Source organism: Arthrobacter silviterrae (assembly GCF_011045165.1).
Taxonomy (GTDB): domain Bacteria; phylum Actinomycetota; class Actinomycetes; order Actinomycetales; family Micrococcaceae; genus Specibacter; species Specibacter silviterrae.
In genome coordinates this window covers 1-20,538 of sequence record NZ_JAAKZI010000044.1, presented here as the reverse complement: position 1 = coordinate 20,538, position 20,538 = coordinate 1, and the positions used below count along the sequence as shown (strand labels likewise).

General features: G+C 62.9%; 22 protein-coding genes. 5 read left to right on the top strand and 17 right to left on the bottom strand.

The features are described from left to right. Nucleotides 1-2: 2 nt before the first annotated feature. The 4 genes from G6N77_RS19680 to G6N77_RS17805 all read right to left on the bottom strand — a co-directional run bounded on the left by G6N77_RS19680 (nt 3) and on the right by G6N77_RS17805 (nt 3,813). Nucleotides 3-419 carry a CBU_0592 family membrane protein gene (locus G6N77_RS19680; RefSeq protein ID WP_205678396.1) on the bottom strand — a complete coding sequence of 139 codons (417 nt, stop codon included), beginning with the start codon at nt 417-419 and terminating at the stop codon, nt 3-5. Between the two features lie 102 nt (nt 420-521). Next, nucleotides 522-1,037 (bottom strand): flavin reductase family protein, encoded by a 516-nt coding sequence (locus G6N77_RS17815; RefSeq protein WP_165183514.1) that lies wholly within the window; start codon nt 1,035-1,037, stop codon nt 522-524. Further along, nucleotides 1,034-2,362 carry an FAD-dependent oxidoreductase gene (locus G6N77_RS17810; RefSeq protein WP_165183513.1) on the bottom strand — a complete coding sequence of 443 codons (1,329 nt, stop codon included), beginning with the start codon at nt 2,360-2,362 and terminating at the stop codon, nt 1,034-1,036. Before G6N77_RS17810 ends, G6N77_RS17815 begins: the two co-directional genes overlap by 4 nt. Nucleotides 2,363-2,403: 41 nt before the next feature. Continuing rightward, on the bottom strand, nt 2,404-3,813 hold the full coding sequence (locus tag G6N77_RS17805; protein WP_165183512.1) for an LLM class flavin-dependent oxidoreductase: 1,410 nt from the start codon (nt 3,811-3,813) through the stop codon (nt 2,404-2,406). A gap of 289 nt (nt 3,814-4,102) precedes the next feature. Here G6N77_RS17805 and G6N77_RS17800 point away from each other — a divergent pair, with 289 nt between their 5' ends. Then, complete coding sequence (locus G6N77_RS17800) at nt 4,103-5,446, top strand: MFS transporter (RefSeq protein ID WP_306987174.1); 1,344 nt, start codon at nt 4,103-4,105, stop codon at nt 5,444-5,446. 302 nt (nt 5,447-5,748) lie between these two features. Then, nucleotides 5,749-6,537 carry an IclR family transcriptional regulator gene (locus G6N77_RS17795; protein ID WP_306987175.1) on the top strand — a complete coding sequence of 263 codons (789 nt, stop codon included), beginning with the start codon at nt 5,749-5,751 and terminating at the stop codon, nt 6,535-6,537. Here G6N77_RS17795 and G6N77_RS20505 read toward each other — a convergent pair. From G6N77_RS20505 to G6N77_RS17745, 10 genes are all read right to left on the bottom strand, one after another. Next, nucleotides 6,505-6,954, bottom strand: a complete 450-nt coding sequence (locus G6N77_RS20505) for a flavin reductase family protein (protein ID WP_370875264.1) — start codon at nt 6,952-6,954, stop codon at nt 6,505-6,507. The genes G6N77_RS17795 and G6N77_RS20505 overlap by 33 nt on opposite strands. 1,711 nt (nt 6,955-8,665) lie before the next feature. Further along, nucleotides 8,666-9,424, bottom strand: coding sequence for a DUF4232 domain-containing protein (locus G6N77_RS20220; protein WP_165183509.1), 759 nt, complete (start codon nt 9,422-9,424; stop codon nt 8,666-8,668). Nucleotides 9,425-9,526: 102 nt separating this feature from the next. Beyond that, nucleotides 9,527-9,970, bottom strand: coding sequence for a LapA family protein (locus tag G6N77_RS17780; protein ID WP_240902398.1), 444 nt, complete (start codon nt 9,968-9,970; stop codon nt 9,527-9,529). 78 nt (nt 9,971-10,048) lie between these two features. Then, complete coding sequence (locus tag G6N77_RS17775; protein WP_165183508.1) at nt 10,049-10,420, bottom strand: hypothetical protein; 372 nt, start codon at nt 10,418-10,420, stop codon at nt 10,049-10,051. A gap of 1,254 nt (nt 10,421-11,674) precedes the next feature. Beyond that, on the bottom strand, nt 11,675-11,878 hold the full coding sequence (locus G6N77_RS17770; protein ID WP_165183507.1) for a cold-shock protein: 204 nt from the start codon (nt 11,876-11,878) through the stop codon (nt 11,675-11,677). A gap of 511 nt (nt 11,879-12,389) precedes the next feature. Further along, complete coding sequence (locus G6N77_RS17765; RefSeq protein WP_240902397.1) at nt 12,390-13,013, bottom strand: RES domain-containing protein; 624 nt, start codon at nt 13,011-13,013, stop codon at nt 12,390-12,392. Continuing rightward, nucleotides 13,010-13,573 (bottom strand): ACT domain-containing protein, encoded by a 564-nt coding sequence (locus G6N77_RS17760; RefSeq protein WP_165183505.1) that lies wholly within the window; start codon nt 13,571-13,573, stop codon nt 13,010-13,012. Before G6N77_RS17760 ends, G6N77_RS17765 begins: the two co-directional genes overlap by 4 nt. Before the next feature lie 403 nt (nt 13,574-13,976). After that, nucleotides 13,977-14,564: a recombinase family protein gene (locus tag G6N77_RS17755; RefSeq protein WP_165183504.1), complete on the bottom strand. Its 588-nt coding sequence runs from the start codon at nt 14,562-14,564 to the stop codon at nt 13,977-13,979. Nucleotides 14,565-15,146: 582 nt separating this feature from the next. Then, nucleotides 15,147-15,773 (bottom strand): TetR/AcrR family transcriptional regulator, encoded by a 627-nt coding sequence (locus G6N77_RS20215; RefSeq protein ID WP_205678395.1) that lies wholly within the window; start codon nt 15,771-15,773, stop codon nt 15,147-15,149. A 125-nt stretch (nt 15,774-15,898) separates the two neighbouring features. Further along, nucleotides 15,899-16,270 (bottom strand): SPW repeat protein, encoded by a 372-nt coding sequence (locus G6N77_RS17745; protein WP_165183502.1) that lies wholly within the window; start codon nt 16,268-16,270, stop codon nt 15,899-15,901. 378 nt (nt 16,271-16,648) lie between these two features. Between G6N77_RS17745 and G6N77_RS17740 the strand changes: the two genes are divergently transcribed. Next, on the top strand, nt 16,649-16,984 hold the full coding sequence (locus G6N77_RS17740) for a hypothetical protein (RefSeq protein WP_165183501.1): 336 nt from the start codon (nt 16,649-16,651) through the stop codon (nt 16,982-16,984). 419 nt (nt 16,985-17,403) lie between these two features. Here G6N77_RS17740 and G6N77_RS17735 read toward each other — a convergent pair whose 3' ends face one another. The 3 genes from G6N77_RS17735 to G6N77_RS17725 form a co-directional block, all read right to left on the bottom strand. Then, nucleotides 17,404-17,778, bottom strand: coding sequence for a hypothetical protein (locus tag G6N77_RS17735; protein WP_165183500.1), 375 nt, complete (start codon nt 17,776-17,778; stop codon nt 17,404-17,406). A gap of 4 nt (nt 17,779-17,782) precedes the next feature. Beyond that, complete coding sequence (locus G6N77_RS17730; RefSeq protein ID WP_165183499.1) at nt 17,783-18,220, bottom strand: J domain-containing protein; 438 nt, start codon at nt 18,218-18,220, stop codon at nt 17,783-17,785. A gap of 267 nt (nt 18,221-18,487) precedes the next feature. Further along, entirely contained in the window at nt 18,488-18,937 is a 450-nt protein-coding gene (locus G6N77_RS17725) for an Hsp20/alpha crystallin family protein (RefSeq protein ID WP_165183498.1), read from the bottom strand. Between the two features lie 231 nt (nt 18,938-19,168). On the opposite strand from G6N77_RS17725, the gene G6N77_RS17720 reads away from it, so the two are divergent. Together G6N77_RS17720 and G6N77_RS17715 are read left to right on the top strand one after the other, a co-directional pair. Then, on the top strand, nt 19,169-19,522 hold the full coding sequence (locus tag G6N77_RS17720; RefSeq protein WP_240902396.1) for a MerR family transcriptional regulator: 354 nt from the start codon (nt 19,169-19,171) through the stop codon (nt 19,520-19,522). 180 nt (nt 19,523-19,702) lie between these two features. Beyond that, nucleotides 19,703-19,942 carry a hypothetical protein gene (locus G6N77_RS17715; protein ID WP_165183496.1) on the top strand — a complete coding sequence of 80 codons (240 nt, stop codon included), beginning with the start codon at nt 19,703-19,705 and terminating at the stop codon, nt 19,940-19,942. The last annotated feature ends 596 nt before the right edge of the window (nt 19,943-20,538 follow it).

Here is a 20,538-nt window from a genome sequence, read left to right as displayed (position 1 = left end):
TTTCAGGGGTGGGGCGCCGGGGCTGGTGTTCTCGCAGGCTGGCCGGCACAGTCGGGTGGGTGGTGGTGTTCCACGGGGTGCCCCTGGCAGGGGATTTCCCCGGTCGTGACCGGCGGGCCCGGGGGCGGCAGGAAGCCATCGCCGAGCGCCGCCGGGATCGGCTCTGTTGTTGTGTCCTGGTGCTGCTGTTTCAGCCGTGTCAGTGCCCAGAGAGCAATCCCGCACCAGATGATGCTCGTGGTCGCCGACGGCCAGGCCGAGTGGTAGACGCTGTTGGCGAGCATGCCGGCGGCGCCGGCCAGGTTCCCTGTCTGGAAAAGGTACCCGTTGGGTATCCGGTGGGTCGAAAACAGCAGGTAGGCTGCCGTAACGGTCAGTGCCCCGAGCCATCCAATAACTTCAATTGCAGCGCCGAGCATGCGGGTTCTTCCTTATCGCCCCCATGGCAGGGGGTTGTCACCCCATGGCGGGGGGTCTTGTCGGGGCGGATGTGATCAGTGGTGTCCCTGGGGGCGTGCCGCTCATGCGGCCAGTCTTTGGCGGAAGCCGCCGAGTTGGCCGCCATGAAAGACGAGCGGGTCCCCTCCGTCGCTGGCGGTCATTTCCTGCACCGCCGCAATGACGATCAGGTGGTCCCCGGCAACGATTTCCTGTTCAACGCGGCAATCGATCCAGCCCAGTGAGCCCGTGATGTGGGGGGATCCGTAACTGGATTCGTGCCAGTTGATGGAGGCGAATTTGTCCTCGCTTTTGCTGGAGAGCGCCCCACAGACGGATTGCTGGTCTTCAGCGAGCAGGTTGACGCTGAATTGTTGGGCGCGGGAGATCTTGGGCCAGCTGGTGGAGGTGTGGGTGACGCTGAAGGTGACCAGAGCCGGTTCCAGGGACAGGGATTGGAAGGAGCCCACGACCAGCCCGCTGGGGGTGCCGGTGACGGGGTCGGTGGCACAGATGGCCACGACCCCGGTGGGCAGGTGGCGCATGACGGCTCGGAAGTGGGCCGGGTCGACGGGTCGAAGGACGGTGCTGGTGATCATGACTGCTCCTGGAGTGCCGGTGCGGTGGCCTGCTCCTGCAGGCCGGTGTGGATGTTCCGTGCGGTGTTGGTGCCGCTTTCGATGGCGCCGTCGATGAAGCCGGCCCAAATGTTGGCGTAGTCGCCGCTGGCGAAGTGCAGGACCCCTTCGCTGGCTTGTTGTGCCTGGAGGTAATTCGTTAGCTGTCCGGGCTGCTGGATGAGCCAGGTTTCCTCGGAATACTCATCGGACATCCAGTCGTGGCCGGTGACTTCCAGGACCTCCAGGTCATCGCGCCAGACCTTCAGGGCCTCGGTGACCTGTTCGAGGTTGTTGACGTCGATGCGGGAGGCGTCGGCTCCGAAGGCGACCAGCACGGCGTCGTTCTCACCCAGGTATTCGGTGCGGACCACCGAGAGCGGGTGGTGCTGTGAGGAATAGGCGAAGAAGGGTTTGATGGGGCCCCTGACCCGGATCCAGGCCTTGACCCCCCGTGAAGCGGCCTTTTCAAGGCTCGGGGTGATCTTCCCGGCCGGCAGTGCCGGGGTGATGTCCAGTTTGTGGAGAAGGTTTTGGGGGACGGTGACCACGACCCTGCGGGCGGTGATTTCCTGGCCGCCGCCGTAGGTGACGGTTGCCCCGTCGCTGGTGTGGCGGATGGCGCTGACGGGGGAATCGGTGCGGATGTCCGCTCCCGAGTCGGCGGCGATGGCCCCGACCAGGGCCTGGGTCCCGTCGGTGAGGCGGTAGATCGCGGAGGCCTCGTGCATCAGGTGCCAGGAGCCGGCCGTTGCCGCGGTCCAGCGCATGGCGTTGGTGTACGCACAGTGGATCAGGGGTGCGTTGAAGTGCCCGACCCAGGCTGCTTCGTTGGCATTCTTCTCATCGACGGAGAGGTCCAGCTCATCCAGCATTTCCTGGAGGTTGAATTGGTCCACTTCCGCGATGCCGGGGACGGACAGCGGGGTGTCGGGGCGTGGAATCCATTTCATGGTGTCTTCCAGCAACCGGGTCATGCCCGGGTTGATCAGGGCCATGAAGTCCTCCAGGTTTCCCCGGCGGACCTCGTTGCCGGCGAGCCAGTAGGTTTCCTCGGACCGGGGCCCGCGGGTCACGGACAGGCCGTAGCGGGTGACTTCGGCCCAGGAGTGCGGCTGGACCCAGTGCAGCCAGGTCCCGCCGATCTCCAGGTTTCGCCCCAGCCGGTGGTCCGTCCAGGTGCGCCCGCCGATGCGGTCCCGCGCCTCCAGGACGACGACCCTGTGGCCGTGCCGGGTCAATTCCCGTGCGGTGATGAGCCCGGCAATTCCGGCCCCAATGACCACGATGTCTGTTGTTTCACTCATCTGCTGTCTCTCCTGCAGTCTCTGGTCTCGGGTTCTGCCGGTCAGGCCGGGATCGTGGCTTCGGAGAGCTGCTGCTCGCGCTGCCGGGTGGCCGGATGCCCCTGGAGGGTGCGCTGGTGTCCGGGGCCGTAGAGCTTCTCCCGCAGGGTCAACGGTGCCTGGTCCTCGGCGCGGCGCCCGGAGACGAGCCCTTCGCGACGCAGCTCGGGCAGGGCAAGTTCAATGAACTGCTCCCAGCCACCGGGCTTGGTGGTGTAGCTGAGGTTGATGCCATCAATGTCTCCGACATCGCGCCAGCGGCGCAGCTCGGCGGCCACCGTTGCGGGGGAGCCAACAATGGTCGATCCGGTCCCTCCAATGGCCAGGAAGTCCGCAACCTGCCGGGGCGTCCATTCCCGGTCCGGGTCCGCCTTGGAGAACATGTCAACGATCGACTGGATGCCCCGGGTTTCGATGGACTTCAGCGGCATGTCCAGGTCATAGACGGACAAGTCGATGCCGGTCCACCCCCCGAAACGCGCCAGCGCGCCCTCAACGGTCGTGTTCGCCCGGTACTGCTCGTGCTTGACCGCTGCTTCCTCGTCCGTGGGCGCGACGATCACCGTGATCAGGGCAACAATCTTGATGCCCTCCGGGTCCCGGCCCGCCTCCGTTGCTGCCTGCCTGATTTTCTGCGCGCTGCGCCCGGCCTGTTCGGCGGAGGTGGTGTTGATGAAGACCGATTCGGCATGTTTGCCGGCGAACGCCATCCCCTTGGGAGAGGCTCCGGCCTGGAACAGCACGGGCGTGCGCTGCGGGGAGGGCTCACAAAGGTGGAAGCCGGGCACGGAAAAGTACTTTCCGCTGTGGTTGATGGGGTGGACCTTGGACGGGTCCACATACGTGGCCGCGGCGGAATCACGGACCACGGCGTCCTCGTCGAAGGAGGACTCCCACAGCTTGTAGCAAACCTCCATGTACTCCTCCGCCAAGTCGTAGCGCTCGTCATGGGACAGCTGCTGCGTGTAGCCCAGGTTGCGGGCTGCGGATTCGGAGTACGAGGTGACGATGTTCCAGCCCACCCTCCCGCCGGTGAGGTGGTCCAGGGTGCTGAACTTGCGGGCCATGAGGTAGGGCTGGTCGTAGGTCAGCGAACAGGTCACCCCGAACGTCAGGTGCTTCGTCACGGCCGCCATGCCGCTGATGAGCAGGGTGGGGTCATCCACCGGGAACTGGGCGGCGTCGCGCAGCGCCGCGTCGGCGGAGCCCTCGTAGACGTCGTGGTAGCCGAGCGTGTCGGCAAAAAAGATCCCGTCAAAATGGGCGTCCTCCAGCATTTTGGCCACGCCCGTCCAGTACCCCAAATCGGTGTAGCGGTGGCCCTGGTCCCCCTCATTGCGCCAGGACCCCGAAGTCAGGTGGGCGGGGGCCAGTATGTCAAAAGCAAAAAGGCTCAGCGGCTGGTTTTTCATTTCTGCGGCACTTCCTTGTCCCGGTGCGGCCGCCGGAGCGACACGGATAATTTGAAAAGATCGTTCACATTCTGAACGTCTTGTTCAAATATAAGTGTTAGGCACGTCACCGTCAAGAGGCCGGCGCCGGATTCATCAAGATGTCCTGGGCCCTTGACGGCGGCTGTGTCTTGTGTCATATTTTTGATCGTGACGTTCATTAAATGAACACTCGGGACGATCAGTCCTCCCCCACCCCATTTCGCCCGTGTCCGGGCAGCCGTATCCTGAACGAAGACAAGGAAGTCACGTGAATATACTTACCGGGAAGCAGCCCATGCCGGCGGTCCGCCCCCCTGTCCTGTCCGATCCGCGCAAGCGCAGGTTCCTGATCAAGCTCAGCGGGCTCATCGCCGGCGGCATGTTCATCGACGGCTTCATCCTGGGCGGGATCGGTCTGGTCATGCCCGCGATGACCAAGGATCTTGGCCTCTCCTTCGCCTGGCAGGGCCTGATCGGCGCGTCCGCCCTGATCGGGATCTTCGTCGGCGGTCCGCTGGGCGGATACCTAGCCGACAAATTCGGCCGCAAGCCGCTTTTCACCATCGACCTGGCCATCTTCCTCCTCGGTTCCGCCTCCCAATTCTTCGTCACCGAAGCGTGGCAGTTGTTTGCCATCCGGCTGGTCATGGGAATGGCGATCGGGGCCGACTACGCCATCGGCTGGCCCCTGCTGGCCGAGTTCTCCCCCGCCCGGCTGCGCGGGAAGCTCCTCGCCTTCCAGGAAGTGGCCTGGTACATCGGCTACCTGGTGGCCTTCGCGGTCGGCTACTACATGTCCACCGTCTTCAATGCCGACTGGCGCATCATTTTGGGCATGAGCACCATTCCCTCCGTCATCGTCTTCCTGCTCAGGCTGGGCAGCCCAGAATCGCCCCGCTGGCTTATCAGCAAGGGCCGCGTGGAAGAAGGCCGCGCCGTTGCCGCCATGTACATGGAAGAATCCGAACTTGACGACGTCCACACGGAAACCCGCGGCAGCACCAGCATTTTCCGGCTTTTTTCACCCCAATACCGCAAAGCCACAATCTTTGTCTGCGTCTATTGGGTCTGCAACGTCACCCCCTACTTCGCCATCGCCACCTTTGCGCCCATCGTCCTGGAGAGCACCGGCATCAAGGACGGCCTGACCGGGGCCCTGGCCCTGAACGGCGTCGTCGTCATCGGCGCCGTGACGTCCATGTTCCTCATCGAAAAGGTCGGACGGCGCAAACTCGCCATCCCGCCCCTGTGGATTGGCGCAGGGGCCCTGGTCATCATCGGCCTGTTCGCCCACGTCTCCCCCGTGATCATCCTGGCCTGCTTCATCATCTTCTCCTTCGCCAACGCCGTCTCCACCGCCCTGACCGGCGTCTTCCCGGGAGAAGTGTTCCCCACGGAAATCCGCGGTGCCGGCGTCGGCTTCGCCACCGCCATATCCCGGGTCGGCGCAGCAGCCGGAACTTTCCTCATCCCCCTCTCCCTCAGCGGACTGGGCATCGGAGCGACCATGATCATCGCCGCAGTCATCTGCATCATCGGAGCCCTGGTATCCCAACGCCTCGCCCCCGAAACGAAGGGCCTGAGCCTGAACGCCGCATCCGCCCCCTTGTAAACCATCCAATCCATTGCCCGCCACAACACCGTGCCGGCATCCGGGTACGGTCGGGGGCACTGCGACCCATGCTGCCCGCCCAAACCCGGCCGACCGAGCGAAAGTGTGCTGTACTGTGCCACAGGACAACGCCTGCCTGCCTGGATGGCGCACAGCCAGGCAGGCGCCCCCGGCCAAATCCCCGGACTGGATATGAACACCGTGTTCAAGATCAAGGCCATGACCTAGACTGAATGGAACGATCGGACCGCCCTCCGCCCGGAGGGCGGTCCGAATTCATGCCGAGGGGAAGTATCCACGAAGTGAACACCGAGACACAGACAGACCAACTACAGGAAACCCCTGACCTGACCAACAAGTCCGTCATCAAGGCAACAGTCCTCTTGCGACAACTCGGACGCCACCCACACGGGATTACCGTGACCGAACTTGCCCAGGCCGTAGGGATGAGCCGCCCCACCGCATTCAGGCTCCTGCTCAGCCTCGAGCAAGCAGGTTTCGTGGACCGCATTGACAACCGCTACATGCTCGGTTGGGAAGTCGCCCGTCTCGGCCGGTTGGCGGACCCGCACACCGGCTTGGCCGCCAGGGTCCAGCCGATCCTGGACGTACTCGCCGCCAAACTCAACGAGACCATTGACTTCGCCGTCGTCAAGGGAGAGCTCGAATACGACCTGATCGCCGAAGCCTCCGGATCCCACATGCTCAACGTCTCACAGCAATACATCGGCCAACAGTACCCGCTCCATGCCAGCGCCACCGGGAAACTGCTCCTCGCCGAGCTAACCGACGAAAAAATCGAAACCATCCTGCCGGAGAAGCTCCAAACCTTCACCCGACAGAGCATTGATAGCAGGGCAGAACTCATCCTCGACCTCCACGAGGTCCGCCAGCAGGGCTATTCCACACTGGACAACGAGCTCGAGGACGGCCTGTTCGCCGTTGGCTGCCCCGTACGCGACGTCACCGGCGAGCTCATAGGCGTCCTGACCGCGAACGGGCCCACCCAGCGCATGAAGACCGGCCGCCTGCCCGCCATGGTCGAGCAGCTAAAGGAGTCAGCCTCCGCCATCTGCAAGTCCATGATCTAGAAACCCACCCGTCCCCACGGACACGGCTGCCCCAGGAGTCCGGGCACGGTACGCAAACAGCCCCCCCGACCGCGCCACCAAGGGCACACCCGCGCCCTCGGCAAGGGCCACGGGGGCGGCAATCACCATCAGATGGTCCCCCACACCCAGGACCCGTCGAATATCGACATCCATCCAGGACACTGCCCCGTCCAGGCGCGGAACTCCCGTCCCTGAAACATGCCAGCGCACCCATCGAAATTTGTCATCACCCCGAGACTCAAACGACCGGCTCACCATCCGCTGGTCCGAGGCCAGCACACTCACGCCCAAGCGGCCAGCCGATGACACCCGCGCCCAGGTCCGCGAACTGCGCCCCACGTTGAACGACACCAGGGGCGGGGACGAGGACAGGGCGCGAAAACTGCCCACAAGCATGCCGTGCGGCTCCCCCGTCCCCGAATCCAGGGCACATACCGCAACCACGGGGGTGGGCAGGACCTTCAACGCCGACCGGTAATGGACAGGCGCCACCAACCTCCGCTGTTCCCTGACAACCACCACAAGCCCCTTTTCCTTGGAATGGTGCAGACAGGCCCCCGCCACGGCCTTCACGACCCGCCGCCGGACCACACCACGCTTAACGTTCAACAAGCAAACTGTGTGTTCATTTTCATACGCCACCGCGCCCGCGTCAACGGCCAAAACATTCCGCCTCCAAACACTTGAGCCGCCGTGTGATCTATGTCATGATTACTATAATACGTTCAAGGATTGAACATGACGTTCAGTTCTGAGAATGCCCATTTCGATTACCTGCGCGGACCTGACGTGCGGCCCCAAACCCGCAGGGCAGTACACGAAATCACCGTTGCCAGACAGAACCCAGAGGGGAAGCCACCATGTCCATGACCTACCGTGCAATCTCAAGCCACCTCGCCCGCCGGCCCGCCAGCCAACAGGCGCCCGCCACCCCGACGGCCACTACGGCGCCTGAACCGCAGCCATTCGGATGCGCCGCAACAATGATGTGCTCCCCATGGGAAGGCCTGTACCTGATCAACGACGGAACACCGCCTGCCGGGACCGAAGATGACGAAACAGGGGTCATAAACAATGATCTCGAGCACTTCCTGGCCACTCTCATGTACGGGGAATGAAGAAGCAGGCATACGCTGCACTCTGGCCAGGTGAACTTTGGCCGGAGCCATCTCGTACCTCCTGCCGACTTTTCGTTCACAGGCATAAGCCAAGCTCCCGACTGGGCACAACGCTTGCCGCTGGCTGATCGTTCCCACGGAGCGAAGGCACTCATCGAGGTTCCCCGCAAGACAGCATGCACAGGCATGACGATGAATAAAAGACCTCGACCCTCTGACACCAGCGCGGCCTGTTGGAGATGGTTCGCGATGCCCGGAGGGCGTCACCGCGTGGCGCACTGCGAGCTGCCCGGCATTCTCGAATACGAAGGATTTCAAGAATGCATCGAATCGAGAATCCATGGGGCGCGCCGCTTTCCGCGGCAGTGCGGGGTCCTGTCGCGGAAAGCGGCACTCCGAAAACGTGACGGGCGGCCGGCCCGTGGTTCTCACAAATAGTTCTCGAAACGGTGCAGTCGCGCCAAGGCTCCGAACCGAATTTTGAGAAGCGAACCTCCCATGGCTGCACACCTCAACGGCTGTGAAGGCGACTGCTTGTTGTAGCGTTAATGGTTCCATTGTTGGGATCCCCGAGTTTGCGTCGAGAGTGCCCAAATTTGACCGTAGGCCTACGATGGAAACCGAGGCTTCGTGTACGGGTGTTGGTCATCGGTCAGGTAAGAGCTCCGAGGGTGGAATCCACCTACATTGACGCCGATATATCGGGAGCCGCCAAGGTCTGTCTGCAACTTTGAATTGACCGATGGCTGCAGTTTGTTTTGACCGAAGACGGACATTTCGTGTTTCGTGTTTAAAACGCCGAGCATCCCCCGAACTTTATCGGTGGATCAAGGCTTAGCGTACGATTTGTTCCATTTTCTGCGGCGACCCCATGAGGGCGTATTCAAAGCGGTACTGCCGTGCGGGCTCGGGGGCGAGACACAACACGAGATGCCCGGCAGCGGCCCGCACCATCTCCGGCAGCCGCTCGGGCCCGGCCGGAAGTGCGGTCACGGCTGGAAGGCACCGATGTGCAACAGCACGATGTCGGTATTGCTGCAGGCCGTCAGCGGGTGGGCGATGAGCAGCCGGTCCGTTGCGCTGGGCGGGTAGACCATGACGGATGTGGCGCGGACCTTCGTGCAGTTGGGGTAGTTGGCGGCCTGCGTGTACTGCAGCTGGGCGGCCGAACTTTGCCCGGGTGTAAGGGTGATGGGCCCCTTCGACGGCAGGCTCACGGTCCAGTCCGCAGGGACTCCGATGGGCGAATCGGCAGGCGTCGTCACGAGCGAGACGCCCGGGTAGCCGTTGAGGATGCAGGATGCGGCGGAGGTGTTCTTTAGGATCAGCTTCATGTAGATGCTGCCAGCCGCCCCGCCGCCGGTGTCATCGAGGGATCCGTTGAGCGAGGCCGCAGTGCACAGGGCCGGCTGGGCAGTGGTGGGCTGGGCGGTGGGGGCGGAGGTGGTTGGCGCGGCTGTCTCGGTCGATGGCGTGGTCCCGGCCGCCGTGGGTGCCGGTGCTCCCGTGGTCGCCTCGGGGGCGGTGGTCTCCGGGGCGGTGGTGACCGCGGCCGTCGGGGTGGGGGCGGGCGGTGTCGACGGGCTGCAGCCGGCCAGCACAAGGCCGACACCCACGAGAGCCGCCACCACGAGCGGGGCAATGCTGAGGGGCCGGGATGAGGAGACTGCGGTGGCGGCCAGGACGGTGCCGGAGCGGGTCTGCCGGGACTCGTGCGGGCCGGGGCCTTTCTGTTCGGTGCTCATCATCTTAACCCAGCATCCTCGAGTACAAAAACTGGTCCCCGAGCGCCATCAGCGACGCTGATCGAACTTTGGAACTTTTATATGGACGCCCGAAAGGCGCTCCCCTCAGTGTTCCTTCCCCCCGGCGGTGCCGGGCCCCGACGAATCGTCCTTCGGGTGCCGGCGTTGGCTTCTGAGCTGAAGGATCCGCGCCGCCCCGGCGATCGCTACCAGGAGTCCGCCCGTCACCGCCGCGATGAACAGCGCCATGCCCAACGAAAGCTCGCCGGTCGCGCCAAGATAGTTCACGGTCACCCGTTCCTGGTTCTGCAGGATGAAGATGATGAGCAACACCAAAATGACCAGCCCCGCACTTACGGCCACCCAAACCACCCCGGCCCGCGTCACTTCCTCGGCTTTGGGATGCACGGGCTTCTTGAGCGGGAACTTCGGTTTAGATGGCCCCTGATTCTTCGCCGAATGCGTCGTCGGGGTGCGCCCCGTGGAAGGGTTCGGCACGGGATGGACAGCCATGTTATTTACCACCTTGATCCAGCGCAACCCTTCCATGACGGGCTGATACTGCACATGCTACGCCGCCGCGAACCATGCGTCACCTGTTCCGTGCTGTGCCTTCAAAGCTGCACGCTACACCGGCGCAAGGTTGGCTCTTGCTTCCTCCCGCCCGGCCGTTGGCGAGGCTATTCGTGCCGGGTCAAGAACGCGGTTCAGGCTTAGAAACGTATAACAGTCCCCATCCCGGAGGCCCAATCGGAGTCGGGGCAACAGGACTGTCGCGGTGTCGGCCACCGGTCCCGATGTGATAAGTGGGGTGTCACGTATGGTGCTGAGACTGACGTTGGCCGTGCCGGCGATTTCCCGAAGGGTAAATACGCCCTCCAGCGCGGCCTTTTCCGACAGAAATCCAAAGGTTGCGGCGATGGTTTTCCCGTGATCATCGACCACTTCTACATGGTAGACGCCGTCGATCCCCTGATGCAGTTTGATTCGTCCAGTCATCTTTTGTCTGCTCTTCAATCCATGGTTGTGTAGTTGACCAATACCTGGCGCCGGTGCCTTATATCAATTGCGTCCCCACGGTCCGCCGTCTGGTTCGTGCTCAGGCATCAAGGCCTACGGCGGGGTTCTTTGCCGTTGATGGTGAATCCGAGATGTGTGGCGCTGTTGGGATCGCTGTGTCAAAGCATTCTTTCCAGGTTAGGAAGTACGAGCCCTGAATCAGGTGATGCAGTCGTGTCAGAATGCGGCCACGACTCTGGTCAGTTTGCCCGAATACCGGGCCGTCGTCGCCATGGCGGATGGAAGGTGAGGGCATTCGCGTGCTCAGGGTCCTCGCTTGGGGTTTCGCTTCTGAATGCGCAGCCGCCACGTGATCCCCATACGCGTGCATTCGCGGCGGGGCCAACCTGGTGCGGGACATCCTCGTGCCGGTGCCGGTGGGGTGGGTCAAGTGCCGGTTCTTTTGTGAGGAATCTTCTCGTGGTCGGAAAGCCTTTGCCAACTCGACCCCGCAGCTGCCCCCTTTTCGCACGGTCCACGGTCGGGTGCCGATGCTCGAAGACGGAACGAACATCTTCAGTGTCGTGGTGGAGACGGAGGCACTGCCGGAATGGCTCATAGTGGTACGTCGAGCTGAAATCCGCAGTGGCACTTGAGCAGGCGGGCTCGAATCGAAATCGTGGCAGACGGACCGCTTAGGCTGCCCACGGGGCCGTCGAGACATGAGATTCCTTCCCCGATGGCCTCCATCGGTTCACCGCAATGGATGAAGTGGTGGCCGAAATGCAGGACTCCCGGCGCTGTGGCACCTGCGTTGAGCAACGCGGCCACCTGCCGGACGCTGGCGTCATGGCCGTAGAAGGTGCCACAAGACAAACATGAGTACTCGAGGCAGACATGGCCAGGAACCGCAGGAATGGTGGCTTCGATGGCCTCGATGATTAAGTCATTGGCGCTACCGCACCTGGTGCAGATCAAAGCCGGCGGGCCAGGGTTGTCTATTTCCCCGGGAAGATTCGCAGCTGGCAACATGGTCATGAAGTTTCTCCCACATGACGTCCACAAGGGCCGGACGTAAGTATCAACTTTCCACCACACAGGGGAGCGGAAACCCTCCATAAGGTGAGTCGACCGGCTTGCCGCGCTGGGGAAGAAGCAGCGTGTTCCACTGCAAGGGCAGGTTTCAAAGGGAAATCCCTGTAACGGGCCGGCCCCAGAAGGGGAAGCAGCAATTACCGGCAGGGGATGCGGCGCTCACAACGGGCGGACGTTCTCGGCCTGGGGGCCCTTGGCGCCCTGGACAGGGTTAAACTGGACTTTTTGGTTCTCCTCCAGGGAACGGTAGCCGCCGGCGTCGATGGCGCTGTAATGGACAAAAACGTCTGCCGACCCGTCGTCGGGGGCAATGAAGCCAAAGCCCTTCTCCGCGTTGAACCATTTAACTGTGCCAGTAGCCATGACTGCGTTCCTTCACAAGACCTTGGTTCACCGCCAGATCAGTGACGGCCACGGACACCGTCGTCCATGTTCCCCAATGTACGGGGCAGGGGAACAGGTGTGCAAGGAAATCAGAGACTATTGGGGGGACACGGGTGTCCCGCACAGGGAACCGTGATACATGGCGCGGCGCCGTCGTTTGGCGGTCTGTCAAAGACTGGGACGGGGCAGGAAAACCAGTCGTCGGAGCGGGGACGCCGCCCGTCCCATCAATGGAACCATTAACAAGACAGCCCTCAGCCACTCCCCTCCCCCGGTAGGTCCCGGCGAAACCCGCCGGATCTACGCGACTCGTGTCGATCCCTAAAAGTCCCAACAATGTGTCTCACCCTGACATTCTCATCATCATAGGTGATTACCCTTTGCGGGGATGCCGGGAAGGAAGACTCATGCCGCGCGGTGGCGTCATTTTCTATCGAATTTCGTCCCAACTGAAGGCGGACCTTGGACCAGGCCTTCGACTTGGGCATCGTTAGGGGTCCACTACGAGAACGTCGGAGGTAGGAATGCTGTCGATCGTATAGCCCGGCATTTTCTCGATCACTGAGCGCATCGTAACTTTTGCGTTGGTGGCACCGATTTCGTTTTCCCCTGCAGGCCCAAAGACGTATAGGCAGGTGGGATTGGTCCCCGCACCGAATCGGGAACGAGATTGAATCCCCTCAAAGCCGGCAGCTTCCATGGTCGCGGCCCAGGCACGTGTCATCACATAGTCATCATTCATGGGGGCAGTGATGTCACCGGGAACAATCCCAAACGCCGACGCTGCACCCGAGGTGAAATCAGCAGCCTTGATTCCAGGAATCTCCAGATGAGAAATCCACCGGTCGGCAATCATAGATGCCGGAATAGCAGGGTCACCCACGAAAGCCACACCCAAGAACTCGCGCACAGCGACTTCCTCCGACGACGCAGAGTTTAGCGTTCCCTTCGGCGCCTCTAAGTTGAAGCGACCGACGCCGTGAGAGAAGTACCACGGGCTGTGCAGACCGTGAGCGCGGTAGCGGCACACGCGTGCACGGTGGTGGTAGGCGGGAAATCCTGCGTAGTTTCTTGCCGGGTCCGGAGACCGAAGTGTACTCGAAGCCCTACTCATGCAGCAGCGTGCCAACCCACTGCATCATCAGCTGCCAGCTTCTCCAGCTCAGCGATCCGATCGCTATCGCCCGAAGCCAAAACTTCCAGAGCCGTCGTCTCACCCAGTTGGGCCATGCGTGCAGTCAGCCAGTAGGCGACGGTCCAGTCATCCACCCCGGTGCCAAGCAGAACCTCCAACAACTTCTGGAGCCCCGGCACTACCGCCCCGTTGGCGAATTGAAATGCAGGGAAAAGGAATACTCCATCGGCAGTTTTCACCCGCAAAAGACGATCATTCTTGACCCGTTCACTCACTGCTTGGCGCGAAACACCACCCAGAACCTTCCGCACTCGATCCGTCGTGTAAAAAGCCCCGAGACGATCGTTGATTCTGTTGGTTGCCAGGACAGCGTCTGCCATCGCGTTGACGGTAGCGCGCTCAGACTCGCCTGAAAAATCGTTTACCTCGTTCGAAGCAACCATCTGATCAAGCCGACGCCCAACACCATCAAGTACCCGCTCGCGCCAGTTTTCAGCGGTCGACGTATCACTCTGCGGTCGATCAATGACCTCACTCATAGTGACTACCTCTTTTCTGTCCCCTCAATCCTTTCACCTACCGTCAAGGTAAGTCAAGGTAAAAGAAGACAAATCGTGGGCGAGCCACGGTACGACGGTGACCGCGGAAAAGTCCTTTCCCACCCTTGGTCCTGTACAGCATTTGCTTTGAATACACGGCGTCGACGAGGGCCATCCCAAGCTGTCCCTCCTACCCGTCCTGACAGAGATCGACTTGCTCGCCTGAATTGTTCAGACACCACGCTCGAATGCATCCATCAGCGGATTCATTGCTCATCCTTCAGGTGCCAGATCTTTGGACACGAAGCAGCCACACCCAAGAAACGTTCGTTTTATAGGCCAAACCAGGATCAGCTTCCTGAACTCTCGTCAGCGGGATCGAACGCACCGCAATCAGCCTCGTTCACGAGCTCACCTGAGCGTATTTCCCGCTTCCAGTGAGGGCAGCGTACAGTGTCTGCCGCGAAACGCCGAGATCCCGGGCCACCTTGGCTTTGGGCACACCCTGGGCAATCCGTCCCCGTGCGAGCTGGATCTGTTCCGGTGCGAGCTTCGGGATCCGGTCGTAGACGCCGTTCCGCTTGGCAATGGCAATGCCCTCGGCCTGACGTTCACGGATGGTCTTGCGCTCCAGCTGCGCGATGGCGGCCAGGACCGTGAGCATGAACTCCCCCTGCGGCGTGTCAGTGTTCAGTGCCGGGTTGTCGATGAACTCCAGCGCGACGCCCTTGGCCTTGAGTTGCCCGACGAGGGCGAGAAGGTCCGTCGTGGACCGTGCCAGACGGTCCGGCGACTTCACGCGGACCGTGTCCCCGTCGCGGACGTAGATGAGCATCTCCTGGAGCTTGGCCCGGTCGCTGGTGTTCTTGCCGCTGACCTTCTCACGGAACAGCCTGTCCACTGTGCCCAGCGCTTCGAGCTGCCGCGCCTCGTTCTGGTCGGCGGCACTCACCCGCACGTAGCCAACCACCTGCCCCTTGTGTCCAGCCACTTCTATAACCCTCCATCAGTTGTGTCCAATCATAGATGACAAAGACCCCGATTGACACACCCTCGCAGCAATACCAACCTGTTCGTCCGGGTACACCCTGATGGACAGTGTGCGGCCGCAGGGAAACTTGAGTTGGATGATTGTCAGGGTCACTGGGCTGCATCTCGTAGCTAACACGTTGTATGGGGATGGGCGCGTCGGGGGCGGGACATGTCCAGGTCGCGGGCATGCTCCTTAGCGGGCTCGCCGTCCTCGACCAGGCGGACAGTGCCTTGCTTCTACCTTCCCGTGGACCGGTGCGTCGATCGCCAAGGTCCTTTCGGGCTTCCCTGCGCTGGCCGGTGGAATCGATGACATGTTCACGATTGATCTCATGTTCCATGGGCACGAGGGTGGCCATCGTCGTGAACACCATGGAGGCAAACGGTGTTGCTGTCCCGACATCAGCCTCACCGGGGTCCACCACGTGCAGGTCCGTGCGCCGGCCGGGCGGATCTCAGGCGTAGTTGGGCATGTGCTGGATGTGGCCGCGGTGGCGGCGTTCATGAACGTGGGCGATCGGCGGGCCGGGGCGCCCCGGGCTCAGGAGGCCAAGGCGGTGGCGGGGCCTCGGAGGCTGGCGGCGAGGAGGTTGGCGATGGCCTTGAGCTGTTCCATGCCGCGCCGGGGCAGTCCGTCGAGGTCGGACAGCCGGTCTTCGGTGGCGGAGGAAAAAATGGCGCTGACCCAGGCGGTGGCGCAGGCCTTGATTCGTTCGGCGTCCACGATGTCGGGTAGGCATTTGCGCAGCACCGCCGCAGTATCGCGTTCCAGGCCGGTCTGGAATCTGCGCAGTTGGGCACGCACGTTCGCATGGGTGTCGGCCTCGCGCCAGAGGATCACACGGAGCACGGCGGATTTGTGGTTGCTGAGGTTCAATGCATGCAGCGTGCCGATCAGCCCGGCTGCGGGGTCTCCCGGCATGGCGAGCTGGTCGGTATCCAACGCCGTGGCGGGGAGCCGCTCGGCCATCAAGGCCGCCAGCAGGTCGGACTTGGCGGGAAAATAATAGAACAGCAGGCCCTTGGCAACGCCGGCGGACTTCGCAATCAAGGCGGTGGAAGTGCCATTGAACCCGTGTTCTGCGAAGAGCTCCTCGGCCGAATCCAGGATCAGGGCCCTGGCATCACCGCGGATCACAGCACATTCGGGCCCGTGTTCCGCGTTCACAGTGACCTCCATTGTTCCGGTAAGGGTTTGAGGGGCCGGACGAACCCGGACCCCTCAACTTAGACAGCATCCCTTGTTGGCACGACACCCGGCCCCGAGGGGCCGGGGCCGTGCCGGCATTGGTGTCATGCGGCCGAGGGCCGATGGTGCTGGTGCTGGCCTTCGCGCATCTTCATCACCGAGGGCATTGCCCATGCGGTCACGACGATCGTGACGGCACCGCAAACCCAGGCAGTGATTGCAATTCCGGTCATGCCGGTGAAGAGAAGCACCCACGGGGAGATAAAGAGCAGGATGCCCAGAATTCCCTGCGCCGTTTCCACCGACTCCAGCCGCGGCGCCGACAGGTTGATCAGTCCGGCAATGATCGTCAGAACCCCCAGCACGATCAGCGTCGTTGTTGTCTTCGCATCGGTCGTCGTCCAGATCGTCGCCAAGGCAGCATACAAACCAGCGGCCACAGCCACCCAGTTCTGCCATTTGGTCCACGCCTTCATCAAACTCGCCCTCCTCAAATACGTCACTTACAATTTCCGGTCTACCCCTGATTGGCCACCCGGTCAAGAGGCCTTTTCACCCCCACCACCGACCCCGGCAACGCTTCCAGCGCCCCACTTCGTCATCCGGCAACGAGGGATGCCACGACCCCACCCGTCTCCGCTTGTTGGATTGGCCGGGCCCCCTCCTGTCAGTCCGATAGAAGCACTATCTATGGTGATCAGTATAGATTTGTTGTATTTATCGTGGCATTATGGGGGTGGGGACCGGCATGGCGTGGCGCGGCATCCAGGCAGCCGACGCCGCAGCCGGTGCAGCGGCCCGGGCAGTTTCTCTCAGGGATGTTGTGCCCCCGGGCAGAACGGAAGGAGAGGGTGATGATTCTTAAGGAAGTCTCAGTCGAGCGGTTCATTTTCACCTGCACCGGTTGCGGGCATGCCTGGGTCGTTGACTATGACGCCCAGCATGTCGAGGACGGGCACGGGCACGCGCGGGACTACTTCTTTCGCGACGGGCTGCCGTGCCCGGATCCCACCGGCCCGGGTGAAACGATATGCCCGCAATGCGGGCGGCCCACGGTCCTGGCCCACCTCAGCGCACGCCGGGCCAGCCCCGCAGTCACCGACAAGGCCCCGCAGGGTCCGGGTGAAACACCCACGCCGGCCCGCACCGCAGCCCGGGCCAAGGCGCCCCTGCTCCCCGGTGCGCAATAGACCACACGCCCAGCACTGCCAGGGAAACCGGCACCACCCAAGGGATTCAGCACCGCCCGGGAACCCGGGCCACCGGCATGTGAAGCAGCGCCCACCCTCTCTCACCGACTGCTGGCCCACGGGTGGCGGCGCCGAGGGGTCCAAGAACACCGCACCAAGGGCTTGAAGGGGTGTGGCGCGCCACAGTGAAGGAACTGTGGACGATCGCAGCAGGGATATTGTCGGGCGCGAAGGGAAGGCCCGCCACCGCGGCGACCGAGGGTGGGTGGTCGGGGCAGGGACGAAGTCGGGTCCGACGGAAACGCCCGCCATGGCGGGCGAGGCGTCTCGGCGTCCAGCAACGTCGAAGGACTCCGACGGCCCACCCACCTTGTTCGCGCCTTGTGGTGGTTGTCAGGGCCGTAGGTGGCTGCCGCGTTTTAGTGGGTGTCGGGGCCGTGGAGGAAGGCTTCGGCGTGGTCGACGGCTTTTTTGAAGGCGTCGTTGCGCAGGCTGATGTGTTCCCGTGCCGGGGACTGGATGTAGCCGGTGATGCCGGGGCGCAGCAGCCAGATGTCTCCGGCCGGTGGGAGGTAGAACACGGCGAAGGAACGGTGCGTGTCATCGTCGTCGGCCCAGACCGGGACGACGGCCAGCGCGGCACCCGTGTCGGGGTTGACCCACTGGGCCCGCGGCAGGGGTTCTTCGTGGAGTTCAGGATCCAGGAACGGGGCGGTCCCCTCGCCCCAACGCTGCTCGAAGCGTTCATGGAAAGCCGGCAGCAAGGGTGAGTCGTAACGATGCCAGGCACTCATCCAACTACACCTTCCTCGTGGGTTCCTCTGGGGTTGGGCCCTGGTGGGGCGGTTCCCACCGCAACGGGCCGACCACGATGGGCGGCGGGTAGCGTGGTGGAACGGGCCAGGACACGCCGGACGCGCCAGTGGTGGCGGATCCGTCTGTTGGCCCGTGACCGTGGCTTGGGCCCTCCCCCGTCGCTGGCCGTTCCCTGGGCTGGTGGCCCGTGCTCCTGTGGTCGTAGCGGGCCCGCTGCACCGGGTCCGCCAGGACGGCGTGGGCGTCCGTGATCTGCGCAAGCAGCCCACGCTCTTGGGAAGCCTGCGCGGCCGTGGCCGGCACCGGGCGGGTGTCCGGGTGATGGCTGCGCAGCAGGGACCTGTACGCGCGGCGAATCTCTGCACCAGTGGCGTCCGGCTCCAGGCCCAGCACGGCATAGAAATCCGGTGAGCCCACCATGTTTGATCACCCGTCCTCTCAATTCAATCTCCCCGGGCGCCTAGGACCGCCACCTTTGCCGGAACCACCACGGCGATGGCCAACTGTATGGGCGGCCCCCGGCTGGGGGAACCGGGGGCCGCATGTGCGGGAGGCAGGACCACGGGGGCCGATGGCTGATGCGCTTGAGGTGCGGTGGCGTGCCGTTCGGCGATCGCCCGCTATATTCCCTCGCGGCCCCCGGCCTGCCCTCCTGGTCCGGGAAAATTCTTCTACGTAGCGAAGGGCTCAGGCGTTGCTGTGCTCGCGCTGGCCGTCCTGGGTGATGGCTTGGCGGTCTCCTTCCTTGGTGGTGATCGCGATCTTGCGCGGCTTGGCCTGCTCGGCCACCGGGATGCGCAGGGTCAGCACCCCGGCGTCGTAACTGGCCTCGATGTGCTCCGTGTCCAGGTTCTCCCCCAACACCAGCTGGCGGCTGAACACGCCCCGGGGCCGTTCGGCGGCGAGCATCTCCTTGTTCCCATCCAGGTCCGGGCGTTCGGCCCGGACCGTGACGACATTGCGTTCCACATCCAGGCCGATCGACTCAGGAGACACCCCCGGAAGGTCAAACTCCACCTCAAAAATGTCCCCCTCACGCCAGGCGTCCATCGGCATCGCTGCCGGACGGGCAGCGGTCCCCAACACCTGCTGGGCGAGCCGGTCAAGTTCACGGAACGGGTCTGTACGCATCAACATGGCTTTCTCACTCCTTCACAACGCCACATGATCCTACGTGTTGCCTAATGTCGTTTTTCACTTCTCAACCACCAACCACGACCTGTTGCGGCTGGTATAGATTTTTTATAACACCACTGGCACACTGGTGCAAGAGGCCTTTTCACGGAACACCAGGACGCAGCAGGCCAAGGCCAAGGACCGGCAGAGACTGGAGGGCAGACCATGGAAGATGGTGGAAGGAGGCCCCGGATGGCGACACGAGACCCAAAAGCACAAGCGGTGTACGCGATCTCCGTCGCAGCAGAACTGACCGGCACGGGCCAACAGAACCTCCGCCTCTACGAACGCAAGGGACTGCTCGAGCCCAGGCGCACAGAAGGCGGCACACGCCGCTACAGCGACAACGACCTCGTGACCCTCCAACGCATCACCGAGCTCCTCACCCAGGGCCTGAACCTCACCGGCATCCGCCTCGTCCTGGCCCTGGAAGCCGAAAACACGGCCCTGAAAAACCAGCTCGCACACGGCCCCTCACGAACCGGAACACGAAAACCCACCCGGGCCCGCCCCGACACTGAGGCAACAGGCCCACAACGGCCCTAAAACCAGCACGAACCGTTGTACGTGTCAGACCGGAGTCGTACGCAGCAGCCCGGGCGGACAGGCAGCCTTCCCGAACCCCGCGCCCTGGCAGCCGGCTTGGATTCCGACGCTTGAATTGCTGGCGTCCCTGTCCTATCTTGGAATCCCACCACTGGAACCGCATCGACCAGGAGGCAGGTCATGGGTGAAGATAGTGAACCGCTGGATCCGTCCGACACCGTCGCCGTCACCGAAGGGATCATCACCCCCGACAACGCACGACCCGTCGAGGACCCCGTCAACGGCTTCGACACCGACACCGGCCTGGACAGCGACCGCCCAGTGCTCCTGGACGACCCCCACGGCAGCGACACGGACCCGGCAACAGAACCCGACCACGACCTTCACCTCCAGGACGCCCCCGACCCCTCCGCCCAATGAAAAGGCCGACACCTGTCCACCACAAGGTGCCACACGTGGCCATTTCCGGGTTGACGACAGGGGCAGGTGCCGGTGGCGAGGGAATCCTGGCCAAGGGATGGGCCACGTCGCCACTCATGGAACATCCTTTGACGAGCACTCTATGACGTCGAGGGCCTACTGAGGCGTTTCCTCCACAGGGCGGGCACCATCAACTGGTGCAACCGTCCCCTGTGGGGCCTCAACCCGGCCGTTCGCAGACCCAGCGGTAACGGCTGCCATCGCCGCCAGGACCGCTGGGGTGAGATCTTCATCCCGGACAACATGGCCATAGAATCGATCGCACCGCGTACAGACGTAGTCAACGTCCCAAAAACCCTCTCCATGGCGCCTGCGCCACCGGGCCCGTTCAACAAGAACAAACTCGTCCGTTCCACACGCTTCACACCAAATACGCTCGGCAGGGGATTCCTGCACCGCCTCCAAAAGATCCCGATCAACTTTTGGAGAGAGTTGCTTGTCCATTTCAGCTCACCCTTTTCATGACAGACAGCGGATACCTGGTCAGGAAGTGGTGCCCTACATTATAAATTCGCCACCATCAAACTTCCAGCACG

What these genes read in the sequence shown, in the direction of transcription:
- G6N77_RS20505 (WP_370875264.1), bottom strand. Translation starts at nt 6,954, where the DNA reads ATGCTTGTGGGCAGTTTTCGCGCCCTGTCCTCGTCCCCGCCCCTGGTG.
- G6N77_RS17760 (WP_165183505.1), bottom strand. Translation starts at nt 13,573, where the DNA reads ATGAGTGAGGTCATTGATCGACCGCAGAGTGATACGTCGACCGCTGAA.
- G6N77_RS17730 (WP_165183499.1), bottom strand. Translation starts at nt 18,220, where the DNA reads ATGGTGGGCTCACCGGATTTCTATGCCGTGCTGGGCCTGGAGCCGGAC.
- G6N77_RS17715 (WP_165183496.1), top strand. Translation starts at nt 19,703, where the DNA reads ATGGGTGAAGATAGTGAACCGCTGGATCCGTCCGACACCGTCGCCGTC.
- G6N77_RS19680 (WP_205678396.1), bottom strand. Translation starts at nt 419, where the DNA reads ATGCTCGGCGCTGCAATTGAAGTTATTGGATGGCTCGGGGCACTGACC.
- G6N77_RS17775 (WP_165183508.1), bottom strand. Translation starts at nt 10,420, where the DNA reads ATGACTGGACGAATCAAACTGCATCAGGGGATCGACGGCGTCTACCAT.
- G6N77_RS17780 (WP_240902398.1), bottom strand. Translation starts at nt 9,970, where the DNA reads ATGGAAGGGTTGCGCTGGATCAAGGTGGTAAATAACATGGCTGTCCAT.
- G6N77_RS17740 (WP_165183501.1), top strand. Translation starts at nt 16,649, where the DNA reads ATGATTCTTAAGGAAGTCTCAGTCGAGCGGTTCATTTTCACCTGCACC.
- G6N77_RS17805 (WP_165183512.1), bottom strand. Translation starts at nt 3,813, where the DNA reads ATGAAAAACCAGCCGCTGAGCCTTTTTGCTTTTGACATACTGGCCCCC.
- G6N77_RS17720 (WP_240902396.1), top strand. Translation starts at nt 19,169, where the DNA reads ATGGCGACACGAGACCCAAAAGCACAAGCGGTGTACGCGATCTCCGTC.
- G6N77_RS17770 (WP_165183507.1), bottom strand. Translation starts at nt 11,878, where the DNA reads ATGGCTACTGGCACAGTTAAATGGTTCAACGCGGAGAAGGGCTTTGGC.
- G6N77_RS17810 (WP_165183513.1), bottom strand. Translation starts at nt 2,362, where the DNA reads ATGAGTGAAACAACAGACATCGTGGTCATTGGGGCCGGAATTGCCGGG.
- G6N77_RS20220 (WP_165183509.1), bottom strand. Translation starts at nt 9,424, where the DNA reads ATGATGAGCACCGAACAGAAAGGCCCCGGCCCGCACGAGTCCCGGCAG.
- G6N77_RS17745 (WP_165183502.1), bottom strand. Translation starts at nt 16,270, where the DNA reads ATGAAGGCGTGGACCAAATGGCAGAACTGGGTGGCTGTGGCCGCTGGT.
- G6N77_RS17815 (WP_165183514.1), bottom strand. Translation starts at nt 1,037, where the DNA reads ATGATCACCAGCACCGTCCTTCGACCCGTCGACCCGGCCCACTTCCGA.
- G6N77_RS17735 (WP_165183500.1), bottom strand. Translation starts at nt 17,778, where the DNA reads ATGAGTGCCTGGCATCGTTACGACTCACCCTTGCTGCCGGCTTTCCAT.
- G6N77_RS17765 (WP_240902397.1), bottom strand. Translation starts at nt 13,013, where the DNA reads ATGAGTAGGGCTTCGAGTACACTTCGGTCTCCGGACCCGGCAAGAAAC.
- G6N77_RS17725 (WP_165183498.1), bottom strand. Translation starts at nt 18,937, where the DNA reads ATGTTGATGCGTACAGACCCGTTCCGTGAACTTGACCGGCTCGCCCAG.